Origin of the sequence: Gracilibacillus boraciitolerans JCM 21714, assembly GCF_000521485.1 — a bacterium.
GTDB classification, from domain to species: Bacteria; Bacillota; Bacilli; order Bacillales; family Amphibacillaceae; genus Gracilibacillus; species Gracilibacillus boraciitolerans.
On sequence record NZ_BAVS01000003.1, the window covers coordinates 119,961 to 135,856 of the forward strand.

General features: G+C 35.5%; 11 protein-coding genes and 3 pseudogenes. 7 read left to right on the forward strand and 7 right to left on the reverse strand.

Annotated features, from left to right (window positions below; all coding sequences use genetic code 11):
- Positions 1–17: 17 nt before the first annotated feature.
- From JCM21714_RS04455 to JCM21714_RS04465, 3 genes and pseudogenes are all read left to right on the forward strand, one after another.
- Positions 18–1,377 (forward strand): annotated as a pseudogene (locus JCM21714_RS04455) (extracellular solute-binding protein).
- A gap of 114 nt (positions 1,378–1,491) precedes the next feature.
- Complete coding sequence (locus JCM21714_RS04460; RefSeq protein WP_035722157.1) at positions 1,492–2,370, forward strand: carbohydrate ABC transporter permease; 879 nt, start codon at positions 1,492–1,494, stop codon at positions 2,368–2,370.
- Positions 2,371–2,386: 16 nt separating this feature from the next.
- Positions 2,387–3,259, forward strand: a complete 873-nt coding sequence (locus JCM21714_RS04465) for a carbohydrate ABC transporter permease (protein ID WP_035722159.1) — start codon at positions 2,387–2,389, stop codon at positions 3,257–3,259.
- Positions 3,260–3,407: 148 nt separating this feature from the next.
- Here JCM21714_RS04465 and JCM21714_RS04470 read toward each other — a convergent pair whose 3' ends face one another.
- From JCM21714_RS04470 to JCM21714_RS18065, 7 genes and pseudogenes are all read right to left on the reverse strand, one after another.
- Positions 3,408–4,034 (reverse strand): YesL family protein, encoded by a 627-nt coding sequence (locus JCM21714_RS04470; RefSeq protein ID WP_035722161.1) that lies wholly within the window; start codon positions 4,032–4,034, stop codon positions 3,408–3,410.
- A 224-nt stretch (positions 4,035–4,258) separates the two neighbouring features.
- A pseudogene (locus JCM21714_RS04475) lies at positions 4,259–5,085 on the reverse strand (carbohydrate ABC transporter permease).
- Positions 5,082–5,987 (reverse strand): carbohydrate ABC transporter permease, encoded by a 906-nt coding sequence (locus JCM21714_RS04480; RefSeq protein WP_035722163.1) that lies wholly within the window; start codon positions 5,985–5,987, stop codon positions 5,082–5,084. The pseudogene JCM21714_RS04475 and the gene JCM21714_RS04480 overlap by 4 nt, the downstream one beginning before the upstream one ends.
- 123 nt (positions 5,988–6,110) lie before the next feature.
- Positions 6,111–7,448 (reverse strand): ABC transporter substrate-binding protein, encoded by a 1,338-nt coding sequence (locus tag JCM21714_RS04485; protein ID WP_084040574.1) that lies wholly within the window; start codon positions 7,446–7,448, stop codon positions 6,111–6,113.
- 197 nt (positions 7,449–7,645) lie between these two features.
- On the reverse strand, positions 7,646–9,406 hold the full coding sequence (locus JCM21714_RS04490; protein WP_035722164.1) for a sensor histidine kinase: 1,761 nt from the start codon (positions 9,404–9,406) through the stop codon (positions 7,646–7,648).
- A 13-nt stretch (positions 9,407–9,419) separates the two neighbouring features.
- On the reverse strand, positions 9,420–10,481 hold the full coding sequence (locus tag JCM21714_RS04495) for a helix-turn-helix domain-containing protein (protein ID WP_052000387.1): 1,062 nt from the start codon (positions 10,479–10,481) through the stop codon (positions 9,420–9,422).
- A gap of 47 nt (positions 10,482–10,528) precedes the next feature.
- Positions 10,529–10,948, reverse strand: a complete 420-nt coding sequence (locus JCM21714_RS18065) for a response regulator (protein WP_052000388.1) — start codon at positions 10,946–10,948, stop codon at positions 10,529–10,531.
- A gap of 248 nt (positions 10,949–11,196) precedes the next feature.
- Here JCM21714_RS18065 and JCM21714_RS04500 point away from each other — a divergent pair, with 248 nt between their 5' ends.
- From JCM21714_RS04500 to JCM21714_RS04515, 4 genes and pseudogenes are all read left to right on the forward strand, one after another.
- Entirely contained in the window at positions 11,197–12,060 is an 864-nt protein-coding gene (locus JCM21714_RS04500; protein WP_035722166.1) for an NAD-dependent epimerase/dehydratase family protein, read from the forward strand.
- 15 nt (positions 12,061–12,075) lie between these two features.
- Positions 12,076–13,067: pseudogene (locus tag JCM21714_RS04505) on the forward strand (aldo/keto reductase).
- A 638-nt stretch (positions 13,068–13,705) separates the two neighbouring features.
- Positions 13,706–14,914, forward strand: coding sequence for an ROK family transcriptional regulator (locus JCM21714_RS04510; protein WP_035722167.1), 1,209 nt, complete (start codon positions 13,706–13,708; stop codon positions 14,912–14,914).
- A 26-nt stretch (positions 14,915–14,940) separates the two neighbouring features.
- Positions 14,941–15,711, forward strand: a complete 771-nt coding sequence (locus JCM21714_RS04515) for an AraC family transcriptional regulator (protein ID WP_235182607.1) — start codon at positions 14,941–14,943, stop codon at positions 15,709–15,711.
- The last annotated feature ends 185 nt before the right edge of the window (positions 15,712–15,896 follow it).

Sequence of the window (15,896 nt, forward strand, 5' to 3'; positions counted from 1 at the left end):
ATAGGGGGTTTTCACAAATGAAAGGTGCATGGTACAAAGTATTATGTTCGTTCGCATTAGTATTATTATTCGCGCTTGCAGCATGTGGCGGAGATTCAGAGTCTGAACAAGAAGCAGGTGGAGAAAACACGGATGCAGAGTCCACTACTGAAGGAAATGAAAGCGATTCAGATGGAGAAGAAAAAACAATTGATTTTATGCATTTATGGCCGGAAGGAAGCTCCAAACAACATCATGATATTGTTAATGGCATCATTGAGGAATTCGAAGCGGAAAATGAAAACGTAACCGTAGATGTAGAAATTTTAAGTAATGAACAGTATAAAGAAAAACTTAAAGTCTTATCAACTTCAAACGAATTACCTGATGTTGGCATGACTTGGGCAGCAGGCTTCTTGGAACCATATGTAAGCGGTAATATGTTTGCTTCCTTAGATGACCTTTTAGAAGGTCCGCTTAACGATATGTTTGTACCTGGTACTGCGGAAGCATATGCACTTGATGGCACAACATATGGTTTACCATTAGAATTAAATATTACACCACTTTATTATAATCAACGTATTTTTGAGGAAAATGGTTTGGAAGCACCAGAAACATTTGCTGAATTAAAAGAAGTTGTGCAAACATTGGTAGATAATGGTGTCACACCAGTTGCTCTAGGTAATAAAGATCGCTGGACAGGTTCAATGTGGTATATGTACCTGGCAGATCGAATCGGTGGAGCAGAATTATTAAATAATGCGATCCTTGGTGAAGCGAGCTTTGAAGATCCTGCTTTAGTAAAAGCAGCAGAAGAGGTGCAAAATTTAGTGGATACGGGAGCATTCTTAAATGGATTTAATGGTTTAGGTAATGATGAAGCTAAAGGTTACTTCTTAAATGAACAAGCAGCAATGTATTTAATGGGATCTTGGGATTTACCAGAATTCACAACAAGTGAAGAAAATTCTCAAGAATTTAAGGATTCAATAGGCTATATAAAATTCCCAGCAGTGAAGGTGGAGAAGGTAACCGTGACAGCTTTGTTGGCGGTCCTGGTGTAGGTCTCTTTGTTGCAGAAAATTCTGATGTAAAAGCAGAAGCGAAAGAATTTGTTTCCTTCTTTGTACAAAAGTGGGGCGAACAATCTGTTGAAAAAGCTGGTGTTATCCCAGCAACTAAAGTGGATACAGAAAGTGTAGATTTACCACAAATGTATGTAGATGTATTAAATGACTTAAACGAGGCATCTAATATCACATTGTATGCAGATGTACAGTTAAGCGCTGCTGCAGCTGAAACACACTTGGATATGATCCAGGCATTGTTCGGTGAAGCAGTAACACCTGAAGAATTTGCGCAAATCATGAAGAAGCTATATCTTCAGAAGAATAAATAAAAAGGTGCAAAAGGACATATTTCAAGAATGAATATGTCCTTTTCCTTCCTTAAATATAAATATATTTAGAAAACCAAAAAGGGATATTTCGACACAAAGGAGCAATAACGATGAACAGAGTAATGTCAAATAAGGTAGTCATTGCTTTATACGTTCTACCCGCTCTCATTTTAACCTTGAGTGTTATCTATGGTCCAATGGTGATTACAGGGTATTATGGGCTGATGGAATGGAACGGTATTGGCGAAATGACATTTATAGGATTGGATAACTATAAAGAATTAATTCAGGATAGTAATTTTTGGGAGAGTGCTTGGCATTCTTTCCTGTTAGCGATATTTTCAACATTAAGTTTAGCTGGATATCTTGTTGTGTCCTTAATATTAGCAGGTAAGATAAAAGGTTCCAATATATTGAGGAAAATTTACTTAATTCCTATGCTTTTATCATCTGTTGCGATTGCGCAACTATGGGTAAAAATATATGATCCGAACAATGGATTGTTAAACAGCTTTTTAAAAGCTATTGGAATGGAGCAGCCACCCGTTTGGTTAGCAGACACCGATTTAGTTTTATATGCAATTTTTGTTGCGATACTTTGGCAATATGCAGGGTTTTATATCATTATTTATTATGCTGCGCTCAAAGGAGTTCCCGAAGAATTAATTGAAGCGGCACGTATTGACGGTGCTAGCCCTATTCAAATTGCTTATAAAATTAAGGTTCCATTAATTTCTGGTGTAATTAAAGTTACGATTGTTTTAGCAATTGTTGGATCACTAAAATATTTTGATTTAATTTATGTTATGACTGGTGGAGGGCCAAATGGTGCTAGTGAAGTTATTGCATCATATATGTACAAAAAAGCATTTGATACTTTTGATTTCGGTTATGGCAGTGCAATTGCCTTTTTCCTATTAATCATAACATTGATTGTGACATGGATTACCCGTAAACTCACTACATCTAAAGATGAACTTCAATATTAGGAAGGATGGAAGACAAATGGCTCAGATTCAAAATGAGGCTGCGAATGAAAAGAGTGTATGGATAAGAATTGGAATGGTTTTTCTCTACATTTGTTTAATCATCGTAGCCCTTTTTCAAATATATCCGTTAGTATGGCTGGCAATGTTCTCCTTAAAAACAAATACAGAAGTGTTTGGTTTATCCCCCCCATTTTCTTTACCACAAGATCCACAGTGGGTAAATTACTTAAACGTGTGGGAAAATGGAAATATCAATATCTACTTTCTAAATAGTGTATGGATAACAATTATATCTGTAGCATTAACCTTGTTATTTGCAAGTTTTGTTACCTTCGCAATAACTAGAATGAATTGGAAACTGAATAAATTGACGTTAGGCTTGTTCATGGTAGGACTAATGGTGCCTATTCATTCTGCTTTGATTCCACTGTTCGCTTTTTTCTTGGAATTGAATATCATTAATCATCCATTATCTTTAATTTTGGCCTATACGGCATTTAACTTACCGTTAACAATTATGATTTTATTAGGCTTTTATTATACGCTACCCAAGGAAGTTGAAGAAGCAGCAGTTGTGGATGGCTGCTCTGTACACCGGATTTTCTTCCAGATTACTCTTCCAATGACAACTCCAGTAATAGCAACAACAGCTATTATTAACATGATTTACAATTGGAATGAGTTTGTTTTTGTTAATACGTTTATTAGCTCGGATAAGTGGAAAACGCTAACAGTAGGTATTCAGAACTTTATTGGTCAATATTCAACTGACTGGGGGGGTGCAATTGGTGCTACATTAATGATCAGTATCATTCCAGTATTGATCGCATTCCTGGTCTTAAGTGATCGCATAGTTGAAGGTATTGCCGCAGGATCGGTGAAAGGCTAAAATAAGTTGCGGCATAACTTCGATTTACTGAGTAGTCATTTTGAAATTTATATTAGGAGTAACAACCGCTTCGGCTTGCCCACTTCGCTTTCCGGGGAGGCGTGCTCTTCAACTAATTTATTAAAAAACACTTGACCTTTTCATGTGGTCAAGTGTTTTCTTGTATAGCTTCTCTTTTTGCCTCAATTTTTTTAAAAGCATGATAACTTGTCCCCCCCATAATAATATAAGCCACTAAACTTCCACCAAAAAAGAAAAGCGTTCCAGGAAATAATGACATGACATATATGGTAGCAGCTGCACCAATTACCATTGAGAAGTTATGTAAAGGATGAATTAACATGACAAGAAATGAATTTTTCCAAACATCGATAAAACGTAAATCATAATGTACAAAGGTTGGGATGATATATAACAATGTTAAGGATATTGCCACCATGAGAATATATAATGGTATCTTAATAACATCATAAAAACCACCTTGGTTTAACTCAATGAACTGAAAATTAGTATAAAACAGGAAAATAATAACTAAGATTACTAAACCAAATAAATTACTTTTAATAAATTCCTTTTTATACGTTTTCCAAAATAAAGAAAATACTGGTTCGTCTATGTTACCAATAATCCATTGTCTAATTAAAGTGAACATAGCCACAGTTGCTGGAAAAAAACCAAATATACCCAGACCAACAATGGTAAATGCTATCCATAAAATATTGACATAAGCAAAACGAGTAATCCACTCGGTTGCTGCAAATAATGAGTTTCGCATGTTTTCTCTCCTAACATAGTGATATATCTATTTTATCATAACTGAGGCAACATAAAAACATTGACGTTAAACTATGTGTGAGAACCTCCAGATAGTATGTTTGTTGATAGTTACTCTAAAATAAATAGCCTAAAACAAAACGGATTTCCCTGTAACAGTTATTAATAATTTGCAATAACTAAAAAAGAGAAGCAATAGAAAATTTCTACGGCTTCTCTTTACATTTATCCTTTTACTGAGCCCATCATACCAGCAACGAAATGTCTTTGCATCAAGAAGAAGACGAGGGCCGTTGGTAATGTTGCAATTACGATAGCTGTCATGATAACGCCATAATCAGGTGTATAACCTGCACCTAAATTAGAAATCAATAGCGGTATTGTCTGTTTGCTTGGTGACTGTAAAACAACTAACGGCCATAAATAATTATTCCAGCTATTCATGAACGCAATAATGCTGCCGCCGCATAGGTTGTTTTCATTGTAGGTAAATAAATTCGGAAAAAGATACCGAGTTCACTTAACCCATCAATTCGACCCGCTTCCACTAATTCTTTAGCAAACATCTTTGTATTCTGTCTGAAGAAGAAAATGAAAAATGCAGTAATTACAGTCGGTAAGAAAGCAGCAGCTAATGTGTCCAAACCAATTAATGGAGCATTATCAGATATTTGACCAAAAAGACGATACAAAGGAATCATGATCGCTGCAAATGGAATCATCATCGATAAAATCAAAATGTTGAATACCATATCCTTCCTTTTTGAACGATAGATTTCAAAGCCATACCCTGCTAAAGATCCGATTAGTAAGGTTAAGAAGGTTGTGATCACAGCAATGATTAGTGAGTTCCCTATGGCTGTACCAATTTGTGTTTGCTCCAATAACTTTTGGAAGTTTTCTATAAAATGTGTGCCAGGAATCAGACGGCCTTTTGTTACGTCCACTGATTTATTTGTCATACTAACTAGCATCCATAAGAATGGAAAGATAGAAACAATTGCTGCCATACTCAAAAATAGGTAGATAAAAACTCGCTTTAATTTTTTCAATCTCGATCACCTGCCACTTTAAATTGAATGAAGGATAGGACGATAACTATAATAAGAATCACGTAAGAAACAGTAGATGCATAACCAAAGTCTGGTGTATATTCAAATGATAAATTATAAATATACATCGATATTGTCATTGTTGCGTTACCAGGACCACCACTTGTGATGTTCATTACCTCGTCAAATAATTGCAGTGTGCCAATCGTTGAGACAATTGAAGTAAAAAGAATGATTGGCTTTAATAATGGAATGGTAATAAAGAAAAACTGTTGAAGTGCAGAAGCACCATCAATTTTAGCTGCTTCATACATCGACTTATCTACGTTTTGTAAAGCGGATAAATAGAAAATCATATTATAACCAGTCCATCTCCATGTAATCGCAATAATAATGGTTATTTTTGCCCAAAAAGGATCAGACAGCCATGCAATTGGATCAGAAAGAAGATTTAAACTTATAAGAAAATCGTTTACTAATCCATCGTTTCCAAATAGATATTTAAAAATTACTGCATATGCTACAAGTGAAGTAACTGCAGGTAAGAATATTGCTGTCCTAAAAAAGCCTCTAAATTTTAATGTAGGGTCATTTAATAACACGGAAAATACTAATGCTAACACAATCATAATAGGTACTTGGATTAATAAGTACAGGATGGTATTGGTTAAAGCAGTAATAAATGTCGGATCATTAAATAATCTCACATAATTATTTAATCCTATAAAGTCTAAATTAGCTCCCATTCCTGATTGTAAGGAAAGAATAAAAGCCTGTACCATAGGATAGAAGTAAAAAAGACTGATGCCAAATACAGATAATAAAATGAATATCCAACCAATGTAGTTCTTTTTAAAACGTTGTGTAAGTGTAGGTTTAATTGTACTTGTAACTTGACTCATGACGATCCCCCTCATCATTCACTAGATTCACTCTCAATCATCTTCATATAGAAGAGAAAGCCCAAGGGAGGGTTAACTCTTCTCATAAAGATAGAGAGTATCTCCCTAAGGGCTCTTTATTACTTATTTAAATTGATTTTCAGCTTGTGCCTGAGCATCTGCTAAAACATCTTCTAAGCTCTTGCCATTTAAATATTGTTGTAATTCTGCTGAAAGAATATCTTCAATTCCATAGGTATTCATACCATAATCAACCTGTGGAATTTCTTCCATCCATTGAGAAATATCTTGGATAACTTGTTGGCCACCGAAGAATTCATTCTCATATTGGTAGGCATCTCCTTCAGAAGCTGGTTTATAGGTACCAATTGCGCCTACTTCTGTTAATAATTCCTGGTAAAAATCTGCGTTAGAACCAAACGTACTTCCAAGGAATTCTGCTGCAGCTTCTTTACCATCAATGTTTAACACATACCATGAGCTACCACCTTGGTTTGAAGCGTTTTTAGCTCCATCCATATCTAAACGAGGCGTTGGTGCTGCTGCCCATAGACCTTTTTGAGATTCTTCCGCTTCTATACTTGCCGCAATCCAGTTACCGGCAGGAACGGATGCAACGTCGCCACTGTTAAATGCTGCTAAATATTGACTCCAGTCAGAAACTAATTTAACTAAATCATTATTCATTAATTCTTTATAATGTTGTAATGCTACTTTTAAAGGTTCATTATCTACAAGGTTAATGGTGCCATCTTCTGTCGTATACCATGTACCAGTTGTTTGCATCATCACACGCAAAATACCTAAATCGTTTGGATCAAGTGCAAGCATCGGATGACCTGTTTTTTCTTTTACATCCTTAGCAATTTCAACAAATTTTTCCCATGTAATATCAACTAAATCTTCTTTTGAATATCCTGCTTCTTCCAAATAATCCGTACGATAGAAGAAACCAGTTGCACCATTATCAAATGGAAGACCATACTGTTTTCCATCAAAGCTTGTTGGTGGAATTTTATATTCTGCAAAATCACCTGTTTCGAAATAATCACCAATTGCATAGAAAGCATCTGGATAAGATTGCAAGAAACTTTGTGCACGTTGGTCCTCAATTAATACAATGTTAGGCATACCTTGCATCGTACCTGAGCTTAAACCAGTGTTTAGTTTTTGTACGATATCGTCTTGAGCATTTTCAATAATTTCCATCTGAAAATCTTCATTTTCATAATGTTCTAATGCTAAGTTTAAGGCTGCGATGTTGAAATTAGGATCCCACGCCCATGCTGTGATTTCAGCACCTTCATCACCTGAAACTTCTTCATCTTCATCGTTACCACTATTTGCACTGTCTGTTGAATCTGAATCGTTATCCTCTCCACCAGCACATGCTGCTAATACCATAGCTGTAAACAGCGCTATCATCAGAAGCCAAAATTTCTTTGATAATGTTTCTTGCACTATAAAAACCCCCCCTATAGATTTATATTCAGCATTGAAATCGTTTTCAACACTGTAACGTAATTGTAACAAATAAAACAAAGAAGCTCTTGCACGATCTTTAGTAAAAACTAAGACTATTTTTAGAATGCACAAAGCTTCATGAAAATATAAGTATTATTTTTATGTTTGGTACTTTTTTTAGATAGTGAATATTATCAGTTATTTATTGGAAGTGTAATTACTACTTTTGTTCCTTGTGTTTCCTCACTCTCTATTTCTACACCATAATCCTTTCCGTATAATAATTGAATGCGTTCATGCACATTTTTTACTCCAATACCACTAAATAATTGCCGTTTCTCTTTTGTTTTAATGGTCTTGTTATCAAGTTGATCAGATACCATGCCATCGCCATTATCGATTACCTCACATATCAAATGATTTTCCCTATTTGCAATCAATACTTGAATAAAACCTGATTTTTTCTTTGTGAAAGCATGAAAAAAGGCATTTTCTATAAATGGCTGGATCACTAATTTTGGCAAATACAGTTCTAAACAGTCTGGTGAAATTAAGTAATTAACTTTAATACGGTCTCCGTAACGCGCTTGGTTTATCTGTACATAGCTCTTTAAATTTTCTAATTCTTGCTTTACAGTAATCCTTTCATCTACATTACTTAAAGAATTTTGGAGCAATGATATAAAGGAATCAATCGTATTCGAAGCTGTTTCTTTTTTCTCCTGCCGTATCATAAATTTGATCGAAGCCAACGTATTATAAATGAAGTGAGGATTAATCTGATGCTGTAATGCTTCTAATTCGGCCTTGCGTTGTTTTTCCTGGGTAGTCATCAAAATTTTTACATAATCTTGTAATTCATTCAGCATATAGTTAAAGGCTTTGGCGATTTTTCTTGTTTCATAGCCGCCTGTTTCTTTTAACGGTTTATTAAACTGGTATCTTGCCATATCTGATATCTGCCGCACAAGTTTACTGATTGAAACCGTCATTTTACGTAAAATAAGGAAAGCAACTAAGACAGAGAGGCCCACAATGGCGATGGCAATCATGACAATTTCTTTTGAGTTAATGACATTATCTGCAACAACTTCCTGATCAATTAAATTGACAAGATAAACATCCATGCTTGGGATGTACTGAGACAGAAATACATAGTCCTGTCCAAAAACATTAACTCGACGATATTCTAATCCCTTGCCATCGAAACCTTCTGCATAACTTAAAAGTTCTATAGAGGAGTTACCAATAAGTTCTCTCTGATTGCTAGAGACAATTTTCCCTTTTGGTGTTACTAATAAGACATTATTTCCAGCACTCGTATAGCTTTCATAGAATTCTCTTAAATCAGATTCTGTTAAAGAGAAAAACAAATAGCCATATATGTAATCAGATTGCAGTTTCAAGGCTTTTGATGCAATGATCATCGGAACTCCATTGGTCACTTTTGAATCTTCAAATTGATAGACAATATCATTGTTACTCGCTTCAACACGGTCTATAATTTCATGATTTGCCAGCAGTTCACTGTTTACTGGCCATTTAACATAATTCATATTAAAAAGGTCTTGCTTATTGCTTAAAATTACCATATTTGCATCATTAGGATCAACTTCGGCAAAGATCCGGTTCATTTCATATGTCATATGATAATAATAAGTGGATTTTTCAACGGCAGTATCATGATCTGCTAGTAATAGCTGCTTAATGGTTCCATTTGTATCCACTTCTATTGATGCTGAAACAATAGAATTGGTGAACGAGTTGAACCTTTCTGTAATCTGGTCCATAATTTTTGAATTGGTAATACTAAATGTATCAAGAAAGAGATTAGTCGACATTCGAATACTGTTATAGGTGATCATGATGGATACAGCGATAACACTGATTACCATGACCAGAAAGATTTTTATGAATAAGTTATTTGCCTGAATAATGCGAATGAGTTTCTTCATATTAGAAACAGCCTCAATTCTGTTGTTGATTTACTTTGCGAAAGGTGCTAGGTGATGTGTTGGTGATTTTTTTAAAAACCTTTGTGAAATAACTTGGATCAGAATATCCAACTGCTTCACTGATAGCAGAAATAGACATATCCGTGGATGCCAACATGTTTATCGCGTTTTTTATCCGAACGTTATTTAAATACTCACTAAAACCCTCTTTATGGTGTTTACTAAAGTAACTGGATAAATAAGATGGATTGAAATGAAAATGTTTAGCTAATGTACTTAATGTCAGGTGATTGTCATAATGTTCTTCAATGTAATCTAACAGTAATTGAATATTTGACATTGTTTCACCCGTTTCAGGTGCAACTTGTTTCTCAACTTTAGATAGAAATGAATCAAAGATAGAGATCGCATCCCGTACATGAAAAGCATCATTAATTTCCGTAAAGTACGCATACTTTTCTTTTTCAAGCTCCTTAATGTTATAGTTCATGTTACCGAGTAATACAATAATATTGAACGTAATGTTCTCTAACCAGGATTGAAACTCAAATACATCTGTATCATAGCGATTTGATAATATTCCTATATGTTCATTTAAGTAGATGAAGGCTTCCTGAAACTGCTTACGTTTGAATAAATAAATCAGATGATTTAAGTCAAAGCTTACCCGTTCGTCAATTGGATCAGGTAATTCATCATAAGAAAGAATACGACGATCAGGCAAATAAAAATGATATTGCTGTATTTTCTTATGATTATTTTGATAAACCTCCTGCAACTCTCGTAATGAGCGAAATGGAGCACTGATAATCCACTTTAATTGTTTAGCGGCAATTCTCTTATCACTATGATTAATTGCTTCTTTTATCGGTTCAATCGACTCTTCACTGAAATTAACAATGTATAAAGCACTATCTTTTTTTATAGGGATATGATATAGATTGTCGATGTTTAAGTAGTATTTTAATTGTTGTTCTATGATTTTTTGTGATAATTGGTTATCCGTCCTTTGATTCCAAAAAGCCTCCACAAGCACATAGTTGCATTTCTCAAATTGTTCTTGGACATAATCCATTTCTCTGTTCGATTGATATCCTTCAATAATTTTTAACAGAATATTCTCTATTGAAGGGTGTGCTTCATTGATTGGCAGTGATTTTTTTGAGACTGTGTCACTCTGTTTAAGGTCTGCAAAAGTTCTTCAGTATTTAGCTTAGGTTTTAAGATATAATCAGCAACGCCGTTTTGAAAAGTTTGTTTGACATAATCAAAATTCTCAAAACTGCTTAACACAATTATTTCGGTTTCCGGATAGAATTCCTTTACGTTTTTGACGAGTTCGATTCCATCCATCCCCGGCATAACAATATCTGTAATGAGTATATGTGGATGATCACTAGCCATCAATTGCATTGCCTCTTCTCCGTTCGAGGCTTCTCCAATAATTTTATATCCTTCATTTTCCCATTCAATATAATTTATGATACCCTGACGGATTAACATTTCATCGTCTACTATTAATACCTTATAAAATTCTTGCATAGATAAGGTAGACCTCCCTCTATTTGCTGTAACATTCAAATAAGATTTGACTGCATTCATTACCTTTTGTATTTTCTATCATATCAAACCATTTTATTTAGAGCGATAGAATATTAAAAATAGTAATGGAATACATCGTTCCATGATACTTGTTCGTATAGGTTAAGCAAATTCTTTTTCATCTTCATAAAAGGAGCGTATAATGTAGTTTGAAAGCGTAATCAACATATGAGGAGTGGGACATCAGTATGACAAAAGTAGTAATTACAGGTGGAAGTGGTCTTTTGGGTCCTTCTGTGGTTCAGGAATTTCTTGACCATGGTTATGAAGTGTTAAACGTTGATCAAAAGCATCCAGCAAACCCTTTATGTAAAACAATTATTATGGATTTAACAGATTTGGGAGAAGTGTATGGGGGGGTGTTAGAAGGAGCAGATGCAGTAGTGCATTTAGCAGCGATTCCAGTAGCATATTCTCATCCGAACGAAGTAACGTTTAGAAATAATGTCATGTCCACTTATAATATTTTAGAAGCTGCGGGAGCGTTAGGAATTAAAAAAGCAGTGATTTCCTCCAGTGAAGCCTCCTATGGTTTTGTCTTTACCAAACATAACCTAGAACCATTATACGTGCCAATTGATGAGGAGCACCCAAGATTTCCAGAGGATTCCTATGGATTATCTAAAATAATAAATGAACAAACAGCAGAAGCGATTCATCAACGGACAGGCATGCAAATAGTGTCATTACGACTTGGTAATATTATTGCGCCGCATATGTATGCGAATTTTCTTGATTTTATTCATAAGCCTGAGTTGCGAAAACCAATTCTATGGAGCTATATTGATGCACGTGATGCCGCGACAGCTTATCGCTTAGCGGTAGAAAAGGGTGAAATAGGAATCGCAGCGGTAAATATCGCTGCTGACAACTCTAGTATGGATATTACCAGTATGGAATTAATGGAAACCTGTTTTCCAAACGTAGTCGATTTTCGTGAACCAATACAAGGTTATGAAACCTTATTAAGTAACAAAAAGGCGAAAGAGGTATTAGGTTGGCAGCCTGTTCACAACTGGCGTGATTATGTCAATATTAATGAGGAAGAATAGAGAAGGAGAGATTTTATGCAATACCGTCAATTTGGAAAAACGGATATGAAAATTAGTGAATTAAGTTTTGGAACATGGGCAATAGGTGGTTCATGGGGGGGAAAAACGAATGATGAAGATGCCTTAAATGGACTTGCACGTGCCATGGATGCTGGTGTGAACTTTTTTGATACAGCAGATGTCTATGGTGATGGACGCAGTGAAGAATTATTGGCAAAGGCAACGAAGGGTAAAGAAGATAAAATTCATATTGCAACTAAATTTTGTCGTGCTGGTGATATTAATGATCCAAAAACCTATTCGGAAGCATCTGTCACTGAATATGTAGAAAATAGCTTGCGACGGTTGCAACGTGACCAACTTGATTTGATACAAATTCACTGTCCACCAATTGAAATATTGCGTGATGGAGCAGTGTTTGAAGTGTTAGATAAATTACAACAACAAGGGAAAATTCGCCACTATGGGGGGGTAAGTGTGGAGACAGTAGAAGAAGGTTTAGTATCAATGGAAAACCAAAATGTTGCAGCATTACAGGTTATCTTTAATATTTTCCGGCAGAAACCTGTGACCGAATTATTTCCAGTCGCAAAAGAAAAGAATGTTGGAATTCTGGCAAGAGTTCCATTGGCAAGTGGTTTGTTAACTGGTAAATTTTCAACAGATCATAAGTTTGAAGAAGATGATCATCGTCAATTCAACCGAAATGGTGAAGCCTTTAATGTGGGTGAAACTTTTGCCGGTCTGCCTTTTGAAAAAGGGGGGTAGAGTTAAGCAGACAATTAGAATGGATTGCAGAAGGGCGTGGTAATATGACACGTGCTGCGTTAAAGTGGATATTAAGCCATGATGCTATTTCATCTGTGATTCCAGGATTCAAAAACGTGAAACAGATTGAGGATAATCTAGCAGCTGTGAATGTGCCCGAATTCTCAGAACCAGAATTAACAAAATTAGCGTCTTTTTATAAAAATGAAGTTCACGATCATATTCGCGGACCGTATTAAAAAACGAGGGATGGATTTTTTCCATCCCTCGTTTTTATACAAAAGAGAAATCTTTAGAAAAGAAGACACAAACTGTGAACTAGAGACAATTTTGAAAATGTGATAAGTGTAACGCAAAAGCTCCGTCCATTTACTTCGCTTTCCGCGGGCACGGCTTCAACTTCCTCGGAAAGCAAAGATCGCTTTCCTGCGGGATTTTCAGCTCGCGCTGTTCCCGCAGGAGTCTGCGTAAATGGATTACGCTTCAATTGTGTTCTACAACTTTAGTGACAGTTAACTTATTGATATCACTACTTATTTCATCTTATTCGAACAGAACTCTACCCAAAGCGGAGGAAAAATGCGAGACTCCTGAGGGATCAGTGCGAGCAGAAAATCCACTTTGAAAAGTGCCCTTCTTTTCAAAGTTAGCTGATGCCGCACCCCCCCTAGGAAAGGGAGTGTTTTTCCGCAGCGTTGGATTTACAGTTATCTAAATACTGTTGTCAAATCAGTTACTTCGCAGTTTCAATATACTATGAACGAATGAAAATTAGATCATCAATTGGAGGAAAATGATGTTGATCATGGCAACTACTTAATGACCAGTAAAGAATATGGTATACTTAGTAAAGTATATTAAGAAAGTTGGGAAAAAGATGCAACGTGGAAGTTTTCAATGGATGAAATCATTAAATAAATCAATTATTTTAAATAAAATCCGTTCAGAAGGATCGATTTCCCGAGCGCAAATCGCAAAGGAAACACAGCTTACACCACCGACCGTTGGGACGATAGTGAAAGAATTGTTAGAACAAGGTCTTATTAAAGAAAGCCAGTTAGGAATTTCACAAGGTGGCAGAAAACCAACATTGTTGGTATTAAATACAAGCGGATTTCACATAATTGGTATAGATGCAGGTCCAAGTGATGTTCAATTTGTTATTTCTGATTTGTCGGGGGGGAAAATTGTGGATGAGCTTGAAAAACCTGTAGAGTTCGGTATCGATGAAGAAAACTTTCTCCAAATGCTTGTGTCAGGAGTTGAAAACTTAATACATCGTAACACATCATTAAAATTTATCGGGATAGGCGTCGCGATGCACGGTGTAGTTGATTCAGAGCAAGGTATATCTGTGTTTGCGCCCAATCTTAATTTGCGCAATATGAATATTAAATCAGTTCTGGAAACTTCCTTTGAAATGGTTGTGAAGGTGGAAAACGACGCAAAAGCCTTAGCGCTTGGAGAGGCATGGTTTCAAAATCAAACCGCAAATACCAGTATGATAGCAGTTAATGTAGGAAGAGGGATTGGTGCGGGCCTTGTTATAAATGGAAAATTATACAGTGGTGAACATGGTATTGCCGGTGAAGTTGGTCATATGACAATTGATATTCATGGCAAAACATGCACGTGTGGAAATGATGGATGTCTTCAAACAGTGGCCTCAGGTCCAGCTATCGCGGAAAAGGCAATGGAAATGATCGATAAAGGGTATCAAACTCAATTAACCAATTATAATGGTGAATTAACAGCAGAAATGATTTATCTAGCGGCTGTCGAAGGAGATCGATTGGCAAAAGATTTGTTAGAAGAGGCTGGAACTTACTTAGGAATAGCTTTAACCAACCTTATACATGTCTGTAACCCAAGCACGATTATTATTGGTGGTGGTGTCTCAAAGGCAGGAGACTTTATTTTGAAACCAATTGTTAACACAATAAGAAAAAGAGCCATTTCAGAAAAAGCCCAGGCCACACCAGTATACGTGTCAAGCCTAGGAGATTATGGATCCGCACTAGGAGCAGTAGCACTCATATTAAGCGACATATTTGAACCGATGGGGGACAGGGACTGTCCCATTTAACTAGCGAAGAAAGGAGTTGTGCTAAAGTGGTAGAGAAAAAGCGATTTACTTTTTCTGTGTCTGAAAATCCGCTACCGTTATATATTGAAAGTATTGGGTACAATCCGTATGAATTAGATTTTAATCGCCCAGAAGGATATCCATATTATCATTGGCTACAAACGGCAAAAGGAGAAGGGATTATCGAACTAGCTAATCAAACCTTTGCGTTACCACAAGGTAAAGGGATTTTATTAACTCCTTATACTCCTCATAAGTATTATTCTGATCATGAAGCGGCCGTACATTGGGAAACCTACTATATTACCTTTACGGGAGCAGCAATCGATCCAATTTTAAATGCATTGGATATGAATTTTTCTGCATTCTATGAAGAAACGGAAAATATTTCTTTTAAGCATCATATGGAAAAAATGATTGGAAAACTTGAAAATAAACAGGATCCGCATCATTTATCACATGAAATTTCAGCAGATCTCTATCAGTTTTTAATGTATTTAAAAAAATACGGTCAAATGAATAATCGATTATCTATCCTTCAATCGTTTGAAAAAATAAGAGGGATCGTAGAATGGTTAGAACAAGTGTATTCACAGGATATCGGATTATTAGAAATGTCGGAAAAGGCTCAAGTAAGCTCACAACATCTAAATACGATGTTCCATGATACATTTGGCATAAGTCCATATTCCTTTCTTGTTCAGTTACGAATACGCGAAGCAAAGCGTATTTTAATTACGACACGAGAATTGTCTTTAAAAGAAATCGCACATCAAGTTGGTTTTAATGGGGGTTAGTCACTTTGTTACCACTTTTAAAAAGCGGGAAGGTGTTACACCAAGTACATATCGAAGTCTGCATCAATAATATGATGCAGACTTTGTTTCGTTTTTTGAAAGTAACTTAGAATAATTTGATATATTAATCAATTTGAAATCGCTTTATAATAAAAAGTGTTAAGATAATTAATTTAATTTATTAA